Raw genomic sequence first — 16656 nt, forward strand, 5'->3', positions numbered from 1 at the left:
TGTCGGAGGTCCCGTCGCCGGTCAGATCGCTTTCGGGGGCGGTCTCCGGTTCCGGAAGCGCGGCGGGAACGCGGGTCAGCGCGATCAGGTTCTGCGTCAGCACCTGATGAGGTGCCAGCGGAAGCCCGTCATGGGACTGGATGCGCAGCTCTTCCGTGCCGAAGCGCAGCACTGCGCCGTCGCTGGTCGCGGTGAACTCGATCTGTCCCAGATTGCGCAGCATCGGCCAGGCGGTCAGGTCGATCCGGTCCTGCGAAGGGTTGAAATCGCGGATCTCGTCATGGGTTCCATCCGCCTCCATGACGAAGACATCGCGCCCGGCCCCGCCGGTCAGCGTATCCTGGCCAGAGCCATCCATCAGCACATCGTCACCCCCGCCGGCCTCGATCATGTCATCCCCCGCGCGCCCGGCAAGCACCTCGCCCGCGTCGGTTCCCGTCAGGATGTTGGCTCCCGAGCCGCCGAGACGGGTTGTTCCGGTCGGGCCGGGATCGACGGTGAACTGGGTGATCCCGGTTTCGGTCCCGCTGCCCACAAAGACCTGCAACCGATTGTCCACCGCGGCGGCCCCGATGGCCGAGACATTTTCAAGCGTGGTGGTGAAGCGGTCGGCAATGGTGTCGTGCAAGAGCAGGCGACCGCCCGGCAGCAACTCGAAGAAGCTGACGCCATCATCCGCGCCCCCCGCAATGACGAAGGCGCGGTCATCAAGCATGACGGTTTCCAGCGATGTCACATGCTGAAAGCGTGTGGTCAGATCGTCGATGATGTGATCGACCGGGCTGAGCGTTCCGTCGGGGTCCATGCGCAGCACGCTGATGGACGAGCTGTCGCGTGCCGCCACGATCACGTAGTGACCATCGGCGAGGCTGATATGGTCCATGGTGCTGATCCCGGCGACGCCAAGCCCCTGATCCACGCCACAGACGCCGCCTTCGGTCAGGGCGCCGGTGCCGTCGACCCGGTAGCTGCGGACATGCTGGCCATCGGCATCGGCCATGACGAGGTATTGCGAGGCCCCGATATCTGCGCGGGCGAGCCCCGCCACATTGGCGGGGGAGGCCGAGGTTTCGACAACCGCGAGACTGCCATCGGGGCCCACCCGGAAGGCATCGAGCGCTCCGCTATCGGCATCGGTGCAGTAGAGGTAGCTTTCCTGCCCGATCTGCATCTGGACGAGGCTGTGCATGGCGGCGGTCTCACCTGACAGGGTCAGGGCGGTGCCGGTCATGCGACCCTCGCTGTCGAGGGTATAGAGCCGGGTGGAATCCTCCTGCGGGGCGAGGGTGACGACATAGGATTCGCCGCCCAGTGACAGGAAATCGATCCGGTCCGTGTCGGTGGATAATGTCTGGTGATCGGTCAGCGTGGCGCCGTCAGTTCCGGTGACGGTGAAGGCGGAGATGGCCGCGCCCGACCGGCTGGTCGCATAGAGGACCTGTTCGCCGGACTCCGCGATGCGGACATCCAGATCCGTTATACCCGTCAGATAGGTGTCGACGTCGCGTTCAAGCAGCGCAACGTAACTCAGTACCGGCATTCCCAGCCCCAGCCAAGCAGGGCCCCCACAGCTGAGCATCATGCCGAAACGGCGTTAACACTCGGTCAGGACTTTATGGCGCGGGCAGGGCGCTTGCCGTGAAGTTTCTGAAAAATGCACGAGGCCGAGGCAAGGGATGCGGGGGGGCAGGCGGGGGGTGGCTTTGCTGTCTAGCGACACGGCACGACAGGCGGTGTCGGGTGGGTCTGGCAGGTCCCGAAACGCCTCAGTCCGGCGTTTCGGCCCCGTATTCCACCAGTCGCTTGCGCAGGCAATCCGCCTCTGGCACCCCGGCCTCCAACGCATAGACATAGGCATGCGTCAGGTAGAAATTGCGCGCGACAACGGAACGGGCCGCCCCCGACGCCTCTTGATAGAGCTGGATCAGCGCCCCCCGGTCATCCACCGCGTGGGCTTCCAGAAGGCGCCGGTCGAGATCCTCAAGCATCGCGCTCGGTCCGCAGGGCCGCGACCTTGCCAGCCACCCAGTCGTGGAACAGATGCGTCGGTCCGTCCATTGCGGGTGAGAAGCGGCCGCCGTCGAAGCCCGGCGCGCTGCGGCCTTTCTGCATGCCCTCGACGACGAAAATGTCTTCGACGAAGACCGTCTTCCATTGCGTCGCGTTCTTCTGGCGCAGGGCAGCATCCGTGTCGGGCTGCGCGTAATACAGATGTACATGCTCGCGCGTTTGCATGTGGCTGACCGGTTCCAGAACGATGGCAAAGGCATGGTCGCGCTGCACGCCGAGCAGCACGTTGGGATAGACCGCGACGTATTCACCGCCCGCATCCCAGAAATCGGGAAGACCGTCGAAATCGGGGAATTTCTCGCCATCCTGCCCTTCGAGCTGGCGATAGACATAGGTGCCCTGACCCGAATAGTTGCCGGGCGATTCAATGTGGTAGTGATCTTCCAGCCGCGAATAGCTGTTCAGGCCCGGATGGACCCAGGGCAGGTGATAGCTTTCGCAGTAGTTCTCGACCGCAAGCTTCCAGTTGGTCTGCACGTCCAGCGTGAACCAGCTGTCCCATCCGCCATGGTAGAGCGGCTTTTCCACGTCGCTCCAGCGGCTCAGCAGATCGGCATGGACCTCTTCGAACGGAGCGGCATCGCCCGAGAGGTTGATGAACACCACGTCGCGCCACACATGGCTGCGCACCTCGATCAGGCCAAGATCGGAGCGGTTCATCTGCGGGTGGCTGTTTTGCCCCGGCCCGCCCACATGGGGGGTGGACACAAGACGTCCGTCCTTGGAATAGCACCAGCTGTGATAGGGGCAGCGGATCGCGCCTTCGATCTTGCGGGGTTCCTCGACAAGGATCATGCCGCGATGGCGGCAGATGTTTTCAAAGACGCGCAGGGTGCCGTCCTTGTCGCGCACCAACAGCAGGGGCTGGCCGAGAAACTCGATCGGTTTGCAGTCCGAGGGTTCGGGCACATCGGCGCCCACGGCCAGACCGGCCCACGTGCGACGCAGAACGGCCTCGTTTTCCTCGGCGATGGTGGCGGGGTCGATGTAGTGGCTGTTGGGTAGGCCCCGCGCGGCTTCGATGGGGGCGCGGACGGCGTCCAGCACGTTGAGTTCACGATCCTTAGGCATGTCATCCCTCCCGCTCGGTCCCAAAGACAATGGACCGGGGATAGGGCGTAATGGCCAGCTCGTCTTGCCTGTGCGCGACAGGGGAATGACGGAAATTGACACAGGTGTCGGGTTTGTCCCGTCAATCCAGAAGGAAGGTCACCGGCGCGCCGGGCGGCAGGTTCAGCCGCTCGCGCAGGGCCGCGCGGGCGCGCGACAGGCGAGAGGTGACCGTGCCCTCGGACAGGCCGGTGCGGATAGCGATCTGGGCGTAGGACAGCCCATCGACGGCGCGCATGCGGATCAGCGCGGCCTGCTCTGCGGGCAAGCTGTCCAGTGCCGCAAGCGTTTCGGCGCAGGCCAATCGGGCGGGCAGGGTGTTGCCGGCCACCGGATCGGGCAGATGCTCGTCCAAGCTTTGATCGGGCAGGGCCGCCCCACGGTCGCGCAGCCGATTGCGCAGGGCGGAAAACGCATAGGCGCGCAGATCGTCGATGGCGGGTTCGGCCGGGTCGGTCATTCGAGACCAGAGCCGCAGAACGATGTCCTGCACCATGTCCTCGGCGGCCGCCCGGTCGCGCAGCAGGTAGCGGGCCAGTCTCAGAAGGTCTGGCAAAAGGGCCTCCAGCTGGATGGCGGCCTTGGTGGGGATTGGGCGTGTCATGGCGCAACGAAAGGGGCGGAGCACCGGGCAAGGCAATCTCATTGTTCTGCCGGTCTCTGCGCGGGCCGCTCCTCGCCGCCGGTCGGCGGGGTTTCGCACGGGTTTTTGCCCTTGGCGGCTTGTTGCGCATGTCAGGCCGGGTTTTGGGCCTTCCGCCGCGCAGGGTACGGCCGCGATGGAAGGAATGCTCGGTCTGGCCGTCCTGTTCTGTGAGGCGCGGGGGACAGGCCCGGCCTTGCAACCAGGAACAGCTTGCGAAGGAGCAAGAGACATGACCTTTACTCATATCCTGCAACGAGGGATCTCCGGCATCATGGGCGCGGCCCTTGCCGGAGGCGCACTTTTGTTGGCGGCACTTGCCGCGCAGGGGGCACCGATGGATGCGGATGGCGACGGGCTGGTGACGCTCGAAGAGCTTCAGGCAGTGGTGCCCGAGGCCACGGAGGAGCTTTTCACCACCATCGACACCGATGACAGCGGCACGCTCGACCTGACCGAGGTGACCCGTGCCATCGACATGGGTCTGCTGCCCGAAGACGCCTGAGGGGTGCAGCCCGTGGCGGCAGCGATCCGGCAGGCGGGGTGCGCAAGGCTGGACTGCGGGACAGCCGCCACGACAAGGGGGCGCCGGAGTGTATCCGGCGCCCCCGATTTGTGTCTTTCAGTGGGCTTACAGACCGCGCGCCATAGCCGCGACGCCGGTCCGGGCCATCCGAACCTCGCCCAGGGGACGCATCAGATCGGCGAAGGCGTCGATCTTTTCCGGCGTGCCGGTCATCTCGAAGATGAAGCTTTCCAGCGTGCTATCCACCACATTGGCACGGAAGATCTCGGCAATGCGCAGGCTTTCCACGCGGGATTCCCCCTTGGCGAAGACCTTGATCAGCGCCAGTTCACGGCTGACATGGGGGCCTTCCACGGTCAGGTCGGCCACCTCGTGCACGGGCACCATGCGTTCGAGCTGCATCTTGATCTGGTGGATCACCTGCGGAGTGCCGCTGGTCACGATGGTGATGCGAGACCGTCGCCCGGTGTGATCCACCTCGGCGACCGTCAGGCTTTCGATGTTGTAACCGCGACCAGAAAACAGCCCGATGACGCGCGCCAGAACGCCCGGTTCGTTTTCCACCAGAATGGCAAGGGTATGAACTTCCACCACATCGGACATGTGGCTGCGAAGGTCGTAGGCGGAGTGGCTGGAAGAGCCTTGTTCGATATTGAGCGGGGACATGTGAACTTCCTTTCCCGAAAGCGGCTAGCGCGCCCGGCGGCGCGAGAGGAGGGTGGCCATCGCCAGGCCGAACGCGGCCAGGATGACAGGCGAGACGAAGAGACGAACGGGAACTTGGGCTCCGGTCGTCAGGATTTGAAACAGGATATAGGGCGCGGCCCCCAGCATCAGAAGCAGGCCGAAGCCATAGCCGACCCAGCCCGGCGGCAGAGCATCGGCGCGAAGAAACAGCAACAGCGCCGGGGCCAGAAGCGCGGTTTCACCGTACCAGAGATAGGGCGCAGAGAGGAGCGTGGCAGTCAGCAGAACGGCCCCTTGCAGATCGGGACCGATCCGGTCCGATGACCACGCGAGCCAGACCGCGATGGCCGCAACCCCGGCCAGCCCCCATTGCAGGCCAAGCGCCAGCGGTTCCGGCAGACCCAGTCCGACAAGGGCGGAATAGGCGCTGACCATGAAGTCGCCCTCGGCGATGCGGCTTCGCACGACCTCCAGATGGGATTGGCCCATCTCGGCCATGGCGGACCAATAGTCGGGGCCGAAGACAAGGGTGGCAAGCGCGGCGAATGCCACGGCCACGCCAGCGCCGACGCCAATGGCCGTCCACTGGCGACCGGCCAGAAGCGCGATGGCCAGCATCAGCCCCAGTTGCGGCTTGATCGTCAGCAGCCCGCAGATGACCCCGGCAAGCACCGGCCACCCCGCCTGCAAGGCTGCGAGCACCGCCACCAGACCAGCGGCCCATAGCACTGACACTTGACCCAATAGCAGCGCGGGCAGCATCGCCGGGGCAAGAGCGATGGCCGCCCACAGGCCGCGATTTCCGGCCGCCAGCGGGCGGATCGCCAATAGGATGGCCAGGATCGACAGGCCCGTGAACACAAGCCACGCGGCGAAGAAAGACAGATGCCCAAGCGGCAATAGGATCAGCAGGAAGGTCGGGGGGTAGACCCAAGGCAGCCAGTCATCGCCGGCGATGCCGTGGACCTCGATCAGCCGGGCCGGGTCGAACGCAGCCAGCGGGTCTCCGGCCACGGCCAACTGCGCGGCGGCCCAGAACACGCGGAAATCCACGTCGAAGCTGACCGCTCCACCGGGCAGCACCAGGCGCCAGATGAAAAACAGCCAGATCGCCAGCAGCAAGATTGTCGAGCCCGCAAACAGCACCCCGGCCCGAAGGCCGGTGCGGCCTTCGAGTCGATCAAGTGCAGGCTGCGAGGGCCCGGTCATCAGACCAGAACCGCGCCGCCGGACTGAATTGCACCCTGCGTGTCGGCCTCGCCCAGAAGCATCTCGTTATGGGCCTTGCCCGACGGGATCATCGGGAAGCAGTTCTCGTGCTTCTCGACGAGGCAGTCGAAGATCACCGGGCCATCATAGTTCAGCATCTCCATGATCGCGTCATCGAGATCCTTGGGATCGGTGCACAGGATACCCTTGGCGCCGAACGCCTCGGCGAGTTTAACGAAATCGGGCAGCGCCTCGGACCAGCTGTGGCTGTAGCGTTCGCCATGCAGCAGTTCCTGCCACTGGCGCACCATGCCGAGCCGTTCGTTGTTCAGGATGAACTGCTTGACCGGCAGGCGGTACTGCACTGCGGTACCCATTTCCTGCATGTTCATCAGCCAGCTGGCCTCGCCCGCCACGTTGATGACCAGCGCGTCGGGATGGGCGATCTGCACGCCGATCGAGGCCGGGGTGCCGTAGCCCATCGTGCCCAGGCCACCCGAGGTCATCCAGCGATTGGGGTCGTTGAAGCCCAGGAACTGGGCCGCCCACATCTGGTGCTGGCCCACCTCGGTGCAGATATAACGGTTATGGTCCTTGGTCAGGGCCTCCAGCCGTTCCAGCGCGTATTGCGGTTTGATGGTGGTCTCGGAGGGTTTGTAGTCGAGACAGCGGGTCTTCTTCCACTCCTCGATCTGCGCCCACCACTGTTTGACCGCCGCCGAATTGGTCTTGCGGCCCCGGCTTTTCCAGATCCGCAGTAGGTCTTCCAGAACATGGCCCACGTCGCCCACAATCGGGAAATCGGCGTGGATGACCTTGTTGATCGACGAGGGGTCGATGTCGATATGGGCCTTGCGGCTGCCGGGGCTGAAATCGGCGATGCGCCCGGTGATCCGGTCGTCGAAGCGCGCACCGATATTGATCATCAGGTCACAGCCATGCATGGCAAGGTTGGCCTCGTAGAGACCGTGCATCCCCAGCATCCCGAGCCATTTGTCACCATTGGCGGGGTATGATCCCAGACCCATCAGGGTGGAGGTGATCGGGAATCCGGTGGCCTCGACCAACTCGCGCAGCAGCTGGTTCGCGGCGGGGCCGGAATTGATCACGCCACCGCCGGTATAGAAGACCGGGCGTTCGGCGGTTTCCATCGCCTCGACCAGAGCGGTGATGATGTCGGGGTCACCCTTCACGCGCGGCTGATAGTGCGATTTGGAAACCTTGGGTTTGTTCGTATATGTCCCCGTTGCGAACTGAACGTCTTTCGGGACGTCAATCAACACCGGACCCGGACGACCCGAGGTGGCGATGTGAAACGCCTCGTGAATGGTGCCCGACAGGTTGTCGGTTTCCTTCACCAGCCAGTTCATCTTGGTGCAGGGGCGGGTGATGCCCACGGTGTCGGCTTCCTGGAACGCGTCCGAGCCGATCATGAAGGTGGGCACCTGGCCAGTGAGGCAGACGATCGGGATCGAGTCCATCAGCGCATCGGTCAGGCCGGTGACGGCATTCGTCGCGCCGGGGCCGGAGGTCACCAGAACGACGCCGGGCTTGCCGGTCGAGCGGGCATAGCCTTCGGCCGCATGAACCGCGCCCTGTTCGTGGCGCACGAGGATGTGGCGGATCTCGTTTTGCTGGAAGATCTCGTCATAGATTGGAAGCACGGCACCGCCGGGATAGCCGAATACGGTATCGACACCCTGTTCCTTCAGGGCTTCGACCACCATCCTGGCGCCGGTCATCTGGGTCATTGCTCTTGCTCCTTCCAGCAGTTGCCCCTCATGGGCTGTCCTTGTGTTTCTCTGTCACCGTCGCAAAAAAAAGCCCCCGGTGTGACGGGGGCGCATGGGGTACCGATATGGTTGTCGTCACCGACCCATGCGCGCCTTTCCTACAAGTACGAGAATGCGGTGCATTCGCGGGCTCCTCTTTGCAAGTTGCGGCAGCTTATGCACGGCTGAAAAAGCCCGTCAACCTTGCATGGGCGAAAGAATGTCGCGGATCGGTGTTTTTCCGCAACTTTCTGTCTGGAAAAGTGCGAGGGAAGTAATGTCCCCCCGCGCCGCTTGACGACATTGGGGCAGGGGACCGTTCAGGGGCGTTGACGTTAGGACACCCGGTCGCTCCGATTTCCCAGAAAAACCTGGTCGCAAATAGAGAATCAGCGGTCGCATTGAGACGCTGTTTGGCATTCATCTGCATACGACGGTGCACAGGTCGTTCGTGTTAGCGCCAGCAAATCGAGCTTTCTTCCGCAGCAACACCCGTTTTGCGGGAATTGGTAAAAAAATTTTACAATTTTCTGGCCAAACGCGCCAAAATGCGCTTTGTTGCGCTGAGAGGCTTCGCTAACGTGGCCTCACTAAAAACACTCAACCGCGGCCCGATGGGGGTCGTGGAGATCCAAATGGGGAGGATACCATATGGACCGTCGTTCTTTTCTGAGAACGTCCGCTGTCGGCGGCGCTGCTGCTGCTTCGACCGCACTGGCCGCACCGGCCTACGCACAGGGCAACCGCACCCTGACCATGGTCACCACCTGGGGCCGTGGCCTTGCGGGTGTGCATGACTCGGCTCAGCGCGTTGCCGATTCGATCACGGCAATGACGGATGGCCAGCTGACCGTCGACCTGCGTGCCGCAGGCGAACTGGTGGGCGCCTTCGAAGTGTTCGACGCCGTGACCTCGGGTCAGGCCGACATGTATCATGGCGCGGACTACTACTTCGTCAGCCAGCATCCCGGCTACGCCTTCTTCACCGCCGTGCCCTTCGGCATGACCGCGCAGGAACTGGCCAACTGGTACTACCACCAGGGCGGCATGGAACTGCATGACGAACTGGGCCAGATCTTCGGCCTGAAGTCCTTCCTCGGCGGCAACACCGGGGCGCAGTCCGGTGGCTGGTTCCGCAATGAAATCAACAGCCCCGAGGATTTCCAGGGCCTGCGCTTCCGCATGCCCGGCCTTGGTGGTCAGGCGCTTGGTCGCCTCGGCGCGTCGGTGCAGAACCTGCCCGGCGGCGAAGTGTACCAGGCGCTGGCATCCGGTGCGATCGACGGCACCGAATGGATCGGCCCCTGGGCGGACCAGTCGGCCGGTTTCCAGGAAATCACCAGCATCTACTACACCGCTGGCTTCCACGAGCCGGGTGCAGGCCTGTCGGTGGCGACGAACCGCGACGTGTTCGACAGCCTGTCGCCCGCGCATCAGAAGATCATCGAGATCGCGTCGGCAGAATGCCACCAGTGGAACCTCTCTCAGTTCCTGGCCAACAACTCCAACGCGCTGGCACAGCTGGTCGCGGGTGGCGTGCAGGTCCGCACCTTCCCCGACTCGGTCTGGGATGCCTTCGGTGCAGCGTCGCAGGAAGTGCTCGACGAGAACATGGGCGACGAACTCTTCGCCCGCATCCGCGAAAGCGCGATGGCCTCGATGCGTACCTCCTCGGGCTGGATCCAGGCCTCGGAAGGCACCTATCGCGCGCAGCGTGACCGCGTGCTTGGCTAAGGGCTGATCAAGCTCATACGGAAAGGCCCGCCCCCCGAGCTCAAAACCGGGGGGCGGTGCCACAGGTGACGGACGCATCCGGCGCAGGGCCGCATCTGCGACCGAAACGGGGGAGCATTCCACATGTTCGATGGCATTCTCTGGGCGCTGGAGAATATCGCTATGTCCTTCTACAATCTGGGCTATGCGATCACGCATCCCGGCGAGTGGCTGGCATGGCTTGGCGGATGGGCACAGGCCGAAGGCGACCGCGCGCTTGAAATCAAGCAGTCGCTGGCGCGGTTCATCTATTACGGCGGGTCCGTCGAATTCTTCTTCGTGATCTTCACGATCTTCCTTGTGCTGACCGCCATCGGTTTCTGGAAGCGGGAATTCCTCTGGGCGCTGGTGCGCGGGCTGGAGGGATTTGCCAACGGAATTGGCCGGTTCTTCGCTTGGGCGGGTCTGATCATGGTTCTGCAACAGATCATGATCGTCTTCCTGCAACGCATCTTCCGCGTGGCGGAAATCTCCATCGGGCCAATGGGACTGGGCTTCACGCAGGATCTCAGTTGGTTCTCGGAAGAGCTCAAACTCTACAACGCGATGATCGTGGCGCTTTGTGTCACCTATACCTTCGTGCAGGGCGGGCATGTTCGGGTCGATCTTGTCTATTCGGCCGTCAGCCACCGCACCAAACGGATCATCGACATGTTCGGATCCATCTTCTTCATGATGCCGGCAACCGTGCTGACCTGGATGTACGCATGGTATTTCCTGTGGCGCCACCTGGTCACGCCGAACCCGAATGCGGGCGCGACGCTGGACCGGATGATGATGCAGGCCCGGGCGCTGCGCTGGAACGTGGAAACCATCGGCTTCAGCCCGAACGGGTTCAACGCCTACTTCCTCTTCAAGATTCTGCTCGTCAGCTACTGCGCGCTGGTCTTCATTCAGGCGATGGCGTTCTTCTGGCGATCCTATCTCGAACTGGTCGAGGGGGAAGAGAGCGCCGGCAAACATCTCGACAAGGACTCGCTCGGTGAGGGCGAAGAAGCCTACGAAGGCGCGCATTAAGGGGACTGGGACCAATGCTATTCGGACTTGACGGAGTCGAGGTTGGCCTGATCGTGGTCTTCCTCTGCCTCTTCGGGGGCATCATGACGGGCTTCCCCGTCGCCTTCGCCATCGGCGGCGCCGGGGTGATTTCCTTCGGTATCATCGCCGCACTGGATAATGCGGGGCTGCTGATACACGCGGCCATCGACACAAGCTCGGCGGACTATGCCGCGCTGATCGCGGAGGGGGTGGCACGAGAGGCCATATCGGTCTTCCGATACCCGGATTTGCCAAGGATCGAGGAACATCTCTTCCCCGGTGGCTGGGAACAGGCGCTGGACCGAAATCTCGGCTTCATCGTCAACCGCATGAACGAGCGGGTCATTGCAGGTCAGTCCATCGAGACGCTGCTGGCGGTTCTGATGTTCGTGATGATGGGCATCACGCTGGAACGTTCCAAGATCGCCAATGATCTGTTGACCACCATGGCGCGCGTCTTCGGGCCGCTGCCGGGCGGTCTGGCGGTCTCCATCGTGATCGTGGGCGCCTTCCTGGCGGCCTCCACCGGGATCGTGGGCGCAACCGTGGTGACCATGGGGCTGCTGGCCCTGCCCACCATGCTGCGCAACAACTATTCGCCAGAGCTGGCGACCGGGGTGATTGCGGCCTCGGGCACGCTCGGGCAGATCATTCCGCCCTCTATCGTCATCGTTCTGCTCGGCACGCTGGCCGGTGACCTCTACGCCATCGGGCAGGAAAGCCGCGCCATCGCGGCAGGCTGTCGTGATGCGCTGACCTATCTGGGCAGCCCGGCGGTTCTGTCGGTCGGCACGCTCTTCCAGGCGGCGCTGTTGCCCGGGATATTCCTGGCCTTCCTCTACGGTGCCTATGCCTTCGGTTACGCGCTGCTGAACCCATCCAAGGCCCCCGCGGTGCAATTCGAGGGCGGCTCGGGCGAGGTCATCACCCGCAACGAGGGGCTGACATGGTTCCTTGGCGTGCCGCTGGCGATCATTCTTGCGGTGGTCGTGGCGGGGCAGGCGGGTCTGGTCGGCAGCCAGTCGATCTTCGTTTCCTCCTACTCCGAGGCGGGCGAGTCCGCTGACCTGCGCACCAACGTGTCCGACAGCTGCCGTGACGCCATGATTGAGCTGCATGGCCAGGACGCCTGGGATGCAGCCGTCGCGCAGCAGGAGGCCATCGACGCTTCCGGCGGGGTGGAGCAGTCGCATGAACGCTCCGCCGAGGAAATGGACGTTGCCCGCGCCGAAGCGCTGGCCAATATCGCGCCGATTGGCACCGGTGTGGCCGTGTTCTTCGTGATGCTGGCACTGGTTCTGTCCACGGCCCGCGGGATCATGCCCTCGGCCGATCCGCGCCCGCTGTTGATCGGCGGGGTGGGTGTTCTTGCCGCATTCGTGGTGGACATTGCCCTGATCGGCCCGACCTCGAGTTCCGGCAGCACCTTCATCCTGCTGGCCATCCCCTTCGCCATCACGGCCTATGGGGTGCTCGAAGCGATGAAGCGCTTGTCCACGAACGAGTTGCTGCGCGTGGTCTTCCCGCCGCTGGTGCTGATCGTGGCCGTGCTCGGCTCGATCCTCGGCGGCATCACCAACCCGACACCCGCTGCGGCGCTTGGGGCAGGTGGCGCAATCATGCTGGCGGCCTATCGCAAGCTGAGCGAAGAGCAGAAGTCCGGCAAGATCATCCTGTGGGCAAGCCTTGCCATCGTGATCATGATCCTCTTCGGCGTCAATTTCGACCTACGGGTCAATCGCGACTCCGTGGCCGTGGAAGATTGGATCGCCTACCTGATCACGCTTGGCGCCTATCACTTCTCCTTCTTCGGGCTGCTCTACGGGTGCTGGGTCTTGCTGCGCGGCGGTGTTCTGTCGCCGGTGGTGCGCGAAACCGCCAAGGTGACCTCGATGGTGTTCACCATCCTCATCGGCTCGCAGTTGCTGAACCTGGTGGTTATCTCCTTCGGGGGCGAACACTATATCCAGGCGTTCCTTCGCAGCTTCGACGAGGAATGGAAGGTCTTCCTTCTGGTGATGGTCATCCTCTTCATCCTGGGCTTCGTGCTGGATTTCCTTGAAATCATCTACATCGTGATCCCGATCGTCGGGCCGGTCATCTATGGCGGCACGATGGACCCGAAATGGGTGACGATCATGATCGCGGTGAACCTTCAGACCAGCTTCCTGACACCGCCTTTCGGCTTCGCGCTGTTCTATCTGAGGGGGGTCGCGCCAGCCAGCGTGACGACGGGCCATATCTATCGCGGGGTCATTCCCTTCGTGCTGATCCAGGTGATCGGACTGGCGCTGTTGTGGCTGTTCCCGCAGATCGTGACCATCGTGCCGGAGCTGCTGCCCAACAACTGAGGGCGTGGCCAGACGGACAAGAAAAAGCGGGCCTCCGATATCGGGGGCCCGTTTCGCTTTGCAGGCTAAGAGCCCGGCGTGTCAGTCGCCCATGGAGCGGGTATCAGGGAGGCTCAGCCGCGCGACCTGTTCCGCAATCGGATCGATCGACAGCGGGTGCGCCTCGGATTCATAGGCCTCGGGATCTTTCATATTCTGCCAAGCCCCCCCCAGATAGACCTCCAAAGCCGAAAACTTGGCCTTGTAGCCCATCTTGGAACTGCCCGGCACCCAGTAGCCCAGATAGACATAAGGAAGACCGGCATCCCGCGCGATCTGAATATGATCGAGGATCACATAGCTGCCAAGCGACCTGCTGGCCTGATCGGGACGGAAGAAGGAATAGACCATCGACAGCCCGTCATCGAGCACATCGGTCAGGCAGACGGCCGTCAGCGCGTTCTCGGCATCCGTGTCGCGATACTCGATGACCCGGCTGCGCACCGGCGTCTCCTCGATCATCGCGGCAAATTCGAACACGTCCATGTCGGCCATGCCGCCATCGGCGTGGCGGCTATCCAGATAGTCGCGAAAGAGCGCATATTGCTCCTCCGTCGCCCAGGGGCTGCGCGCCTCGCGCACAAGGCTTTGATTGCGGCGCATCGCGCGGCGCTGGCTTTTGGTGGGCACAAAGTCCGCAACCCTGATCCGGGCGGACAAGCAAGCGGAGCAGTCGGAACAGGAGGGGCGATAGAGCACGTTCTGTGACCGGCGGAATCCCTGCTTGGACAGCGAATCGTTCAGCTTTTCGGCATGGTCGCCCTGCAGGGCAGTGAACAGCTTCCGCTCCCGCTTACCCTCAAGATATGGGCAAGTCTGCGGAGCCGTCACATAGAATTGTGGCGCAAGCGGTAGGCTGTGGCGCATATCGTCCCGTCTGCAAAGGCTGCTGTTACTGTCCTGTCATCTGGAAGCCTGCAACAGGATCGGCGGGCGGGCAACCCATTTTGGCATGCCCACCCGGTTAACGGCCCGTTACCGCGGACGGTTGATGGCTGCCGTGCCCAGGAAGGCGTCCGGCAGGCTCTGATGACGCTGGCTGAGTGCGATCATCCCGATCGACAGAACCTGCGGCAGGAAGAAGCTGGCGCAAAGCAGGTATCCGCCCGTATGCATCATCGCCTCGGTGCCGCTCAGCCGTTGGCCGCGATCATTCCTCAGCTCGATATTCATCAGCCGCATTCCGAGCGTGGCAGAGCCCGCGCCGATGCTGAGACTGCGATACAGGAAACTGGTGGCGATCCAGAACAGCGGCCACAGGAACCAGGCCAGCGTCAGGGTCAGCAGACCTAGCAGCAGCATGGCGATGAAGATCAACGCCACGTCCACCACCCAGGCGAACAGGCGCTTTGCGGGAATGCCATCATAGAAGATGGCCTGGCGGTCGGGGTCGGGCAGGGAAGATGTCATGGGATAGGTCATGGCGCGTTTCGTAAGGTTTGAAAAGGGCCGACCGCGCGGGGACAGGCGCGGCCGGCGGGGGAAGAGGCCCGGGGTGGGGGATCAGGCCTCTACGGTTTCGGCATCCGTGGCGCCGTCACGGGCCCGGCGGGCACGATCGGTCATGAACTGATCGAACTCGGCCTTGTCCTTGGCTTCGCGCAGACGGTTCAGGAAGCTTTCGAACGCGTCCTGCTCTTCCTCCAGCCGGCGCAGCGTGTCGGCCTTGTAGCTGTCAAAGGCCGTGTTTCCCGAGGTGCGGAAGGAATGTCCGTGGGAACGGGTACGGGTGCGGCAGCCTTTGGTGAACATGCGTTTGCTCCAGATCATGTAGAAGAGAAGGGCGAGGCCAACGGGCCAGAAGAAGATGAAGCCAAGGACCATGGCGGCGATCCAGGCGCCCTTGCCCTTGTCATCGAGCCAGTCTTCGGCGCGCGAAAACCAGCCTTTGGCGGTGTCGGCCACATCGGTGTTGGTGGCGGTTGCGGTCATGGTGTCCTCCGTCTCGGGGTGAATGTAAATCCTCTTTACATGATCCAAGATGGGAAGGCGGACGGAGGCTTCAAGGGGTGATGTGAAAAGTTTTTACATTTTGCTCGTTGCAGCGGGACTGACCTACCCCCCACGGAACCTCCCTCGTTCTGATGTAGAGTCTACTCAACCTTTTGAAGAAGCAAACAGATGCGAAAGAGCCGTTTTACGAAAGCCCAGATCATCGGGATGATCAAGGAACGGGAAGCCGGGATGCCAACGGCGGAGGTGTGCCGCAAGCATGGCCTCAGCCAGGGCACGTCCTACAAATTCAATTCCAAGTAAGGGGGTATGGAGGTGTCTGATGCTGCCAGACTGAGAGCGTTGGCAGATGAGAATGCAGCGCTCAAGCGCCTGCTGGTCGATACGATGCTGGACAATGCTGTTCTGAAGGATCTGCTGGGAAAGCACTGACGACGCCGAATGAGCGGCGAGAGGCAGCGCTCAGGGCGATGCGGGATCATGACATCTCGCAGCACCGGGCCTGCCGACTTGTCGGTGTCGATCCGAAGACGGTCAGGCGTGAATGCTCACCTGACAATCCTGAGATCAGAGCGGAGTTGAAGGCCGTCGCAGCCAAGCGCCGTCGGTTCGGCTACCGGCGGATCGGCGTGATGCTGGAGCGCAAGGGAATGATCATGAACCACAAGAAGCTCTATCGGCTTTACACAGAGCAGAAGCTGGGCGTCAGGCGACGAAGGGGCCGGAAACGGGCCCGTGGTTCGCGGATGCCGATGCCAGAGGCTCTGCGGCCGGGCGAGCGTTGGTCGTTGGACTTTCTGTCCGACACGTTTGGGGCATCGCGCAGGTTCCGCATATTGGCGGTGAACGATGGTTGCTGCCACGAGAACCTGTGCCTGATGGCCGACTCCGGCATCTCGGGCGCCCGCGCACCGCGGGAACTGGATGCGCTTGTCCGGGTTTATGGCAGGCCTGCCAGCATTGTAAGCGATAGTGGGACAGAGTTCACCAGTCAGCGATCCTGAAATGGGCCAGCGATAGTGGCGTGGACTGGCACTACATCGACCCAGGCAAACCCCAGCAGAATGCTTTCATCGAGTCATTCAACGGCAGCCTGCGCGACGAGCTGCTGAACGAGGAGTTGTTCGAGAACCTGGAGGATACCTGCCGAATGATGGCGCTCTGTCGTTACGATTACAACAACGTCAGACCGCACTCAGCGCTCGGAAACCAAACGCCCGCAGAAGCGCGCCGGACGCTTGCGCAACTTGCGGGCACCGTGCCCGGCGCACTTGCCCAAACCGACGACCAGAACTATGAATAAAAGACCCGCAGCCTCTTGCTATGAATGAGGGAGCCTCGGGGGCAGGTCACGGGGATCGGCCTGTCGGTCACGGGCATGATCGCGGCCGCCTTCGGCTGATCCGTTCGGGCGCTCACAGCATCAGAGCCAGTGATCAATGGTCCCAACGCTGATGCCCTATGGATGGTCAATTCATTCCCGAT

14 protein-coding genes and 1 pseudogene are annotated in these 16656 nt (G+C 62.9%); 5 read left to right on the plus strand and 10 right to left on the minus strand.

Features of this window, described 5'->3' with window-relative positions; genetic code table 11:
• The 4 genes from EP237_RS18735 to EP237_RS18750 form a co-directional block, all read right to left on the minus strand.
• On the minus strand, positions 1-1540 hold a 1540-nt coding region (locus EP237_RS18735; protein WP_420812535.1), incomplete at its 3' end, for a M10 family metallopeptidase C-terminal domain-containing protein.
• Between the two features lie 226 nt (positions 1541-1766).
• Entirely contained in the window at positions 1767-1988 is a 222-nt protein-coding gene (locus EP237_RS18740; RefSeq protein WP_127562425.1) for a hypothetical protein, read from the minus strand.
• Complete coding sequence (locus tag EP237_RS18745) at positions 1981-3141, minus strand: aromatic ring-hydroxylating oxygenase subunit alpha (protein ID WP_127562426.1); 1161 nt, start codon at positions 3139-3141, stop codon at positions 1981-1983. Before EP237_RS18745 ends, EP237_RS18740 begins: the two co-directional genes overlap by 8 nt.
• A gap of 121 nt (positions 3142-3262) precedes the next feature.
• A complete protein-coding gene (locus tag EP237_RS18750; protein WP_164744764.1) occupies positions 3263-3784 on the minus strand; it encodes an RNA polymerase sigma factor in 522 nt (173 codons plus the stop codon).
• A gap of 271 nt (positions 3785-4055) precedes the next feature.
• On the opposite strand from EP237_RS18750, the gene EP237_RS23205 reads away from it, so the two are divergent.
• Positions 4056-4328, plus strand: a complete 273-nt coding sequence (locus EP237_RS23205) for an EF-hand domain-containing protein (protein ID WP_164744765.1) — start codon at positions 4056-4058, stop codon at positions 4326-4328.
• Positions 4329-4454: 126 nt separating this feature from the next.
• Here EP237_RS23205 and ilvN read toward each other — a convergent pair whose 3' ends face one another.
• Genes ilvN through EP237_RS18770 form a run of 3 tightly spaced genes read right to left on the minus strand, consistent with a single transcriptional unit; the run spans position 4455 to position 7987 of the window.
• On the minus strand, positions 4455-5015 hold the full coding sequence (gene ilvN, locus EP237_RS18760) for an acetolactate synthase small subunit (protein WP_071688964.1): 561 nt from the start codon (positions 5013-5015) through the stop codon (positions 4455-4457).
• Between the two features lie 24 nt (positions 5016-5039).
• Entirely contained in the window at positions 5040-6245 is a 1206-nt protein-coding gene (locus EP237_RS18765; protein WP_127562428.1) for a glycosyltransferase family 87 protein, read from the minus strand.
• The gene (locus tag EP237_RS18770) at positions 6245-7987 is read right to left on the minus strand and encodes an acetolactate synthase 3 large subunit (protein ID WP_420812536.1); all 1743 of its coding nucleotides are present in this window, start codon (positions 7985-7987) and stop codon (positions 6245-6247) included. The genes EP237_RS18765 and EP237_RS18770 overlap by 1 nt, the downstream gene beginning before the upstream one ends.
• Before the next feature lie 681 nt (positions 7988-8668).
• Here EP237_RS18770 and EP237_RS18775 point away from each other — a divergent pair.
• The 3 genes from EP237_RS18775 (at position 8669) to EP237_RS18785 (ending at position 13179) form a co-directional block, all read left to right on the plus strand.
• A complete protein-coding gene (locus EP237_RS18775; protein WP_127562430.1) occupies positions 8669-9751 on the plus strand; it encodes a TRAP transporter substrate-binding protein in 1083 nt (360 codons plus the stop codon).
• Between the two features lie 123 nt (positions 9752-9874).
• Positions 9875-10807 carry a TRAP transporter small permease subunit gene (locus EP237_RS18780; protein ID WP_127562431.1) on the plus strand — a complete coding sequence of 311 codons (933 nt, stop codon included), beginning with the start codon at positions 9875-9877 and terminating at the stop codon, positions 10805-10807.
• Positions 10808-10821: 14 nt separating this feature from the next.
• Positions 10822-13179: a TRAP transporter large permease gene (locus EP237_RS18785; protein WP_127562432.1), complete on the plus strand. Its 2358-nt coding sequence runs from the start codon at positions 10822-10824 to the stop codon at positions 13177-13179.
• Between the two features lie 81 nt (positions 13180-13260).
• Here the strand turns inward: EP237_RS18785 and EP237_RS18790 are convergent, their stop codons facing one another.
• The 3 genes from EP237_RS18790 to EP237_RS18800 form a co-directional block, all read right to left on the minus strand.
• Positions 13261-14085 carry an arginyltransferase gene (locus tag EP237_RS18790; RefSeq protein ID WP_127562433.1) on the minus strand — a complete coding sequence of 275 codons (825 nt, stop codon included), beginning with the start codon at positions 14083-14085 and terminating at the stop codon, positions 13261-13263.
• Between the two features lie 108 nt (positions 14086-14193).
• The gene (locus EP237_RS18795; protein WP_164744766.1) at positions 14194-14628 is read right to left on the minus strand and encodes an RDD family protein; all 435 of its coding nucleotides are present in this window, start codon (positions 14626-14628) and stop codon (positions 14194-14196) included.
• A gap of 93 nt (positions 14629-14721) precedes the next feature.
• The gene (locus EP237_RS18800; RefSeq protein WP_127562435.1) at positions 14722-15150 is read right to left on the minus strand and encodes a DUF2852 domain-containing protein; all 429 of its coding nucleotides are present in this window, start codon (positions 15148-15150) and stop codon (positions 14722-14724) included.
• Between the two features lie 189 nt (positions 15151-15339).
• Here EP237_RS18800 and EP237_RS18805 point away from each other — a divergent pair.
• Positions 15340-16474: pseudogene (locus EP237_RS18805) on the plus strand (IS3 family transposase).
• Positions 16475-16656: the final 182 nt, after the last annotated feature.

This window comes from Nioella ostreopsis (assembly GCF_004000255.1).
GTDB classification, from domain to species: Bacteria; Pseudomonadota; Alphaproteobacteria; order Rhodobacterales; family Rhodobacteraceae; genus Nioella; species Nioella ostreopsis.

What these genes read in the sequence shown, in the direction of transcription:
- EP237_RS18790 (WP_127562433.1), bottom strand. Translation starts at nt 14,085, where the DNA reads ATGCGCCACAGCCTACCGCTTGCGCCACAATTCTATGTGACGGCTCCG.
- EP237_RS18775 (WP_127562430.1), top strand. Translation starts at nt 8,669, where the DNA reads ATGGACCGTCGTTCTTTTCTGAGAACGTCCGCTGTCGGCGGCGCTGCT.
- EP237_RS23205 (WP_164744765.1), top strand. Translation starts at nt 4,056, where the DNA reads ATGACCTTTACTCATATCCTGCAACGAGGGATCTCCGGCATCATGGGC.
- EP237_RS18800 (WP_127562435.1), bottom strand. Translation starts at nt 15,150, where the DNA reads ATGACCGCAACCGCCACCAACACCGATGTGGCCGACACCGCCAAAGGC.
- ilvN (WP_071688964.1), bottom strand. Translation starts at nt 5,015, where the DNA reads ATGTCCCCGCTCAATATCGAACAAGGCTCTTCCAGCCACTCCGCCTAC.
- EP237_RS18785 (WP_127562432.1), top strand. Translation starts at nt 10,822, where the DNA reads ATGCTATTCGGACTTGACGGAGTCGAGGTTGGCCTGATCGTGGTCTTC.
- EP237_RS18745 (WP_127562426.1), bottom strand. Translation starts at nt 3,141, where the DNA reads ATGCCTAAGGATCGTGAACTCAACGTGCTGGACGCCGTCCGCGCCCCC.
- EP237_RS18750 (WP_164744764.1), bottom strand. Translation starts at nt 3,784, where the DNA reads ATGACACGCCCAATCCCCACCAAGGCCGCCATCCAGCTGGAGGCCCTT.
- EP237_RS18765 (WP_127562428.1), bottom strand. Translation starts at nt 6,245, where the DNA reads ATGACCGGGCCCTCGCAGCCTGCACTTGATCGACTCGAAGGCCGCACC.
- EP237_RS18780 (WP_127562431.1), top strand. Translation starts at nt 9,875, where the DNA reads ATGTTCGATGGCATTCTCTGGGCGCTGGAGAATATCGCTATGTCCTTC.
- EP237_RS18740 (WP_127562425.1), bottom strand. Translation starts at nt 1,988, where the DNA reads ATGCTTGAGGATCTCGACCGGCGCCTTCTGGAAGCCCACGCGGTGGAT.
- EP237_RS18795 (WP_164744766.1), bottom strand. Translation starts at nt 14,628, where the DNA reads ATGACATCTTCCCTGCCCGACCCCGACCGCCAGGCCATCTTCTATGAT.
- EP237_RS18770 (WP_420812536.1), bottom strand. Translation starts at nt 7,987, where the DNA reads ATGACCGGCGCCAGGATGGTGGTCGAAGCCCTGAAGGAACAGGGTGTC.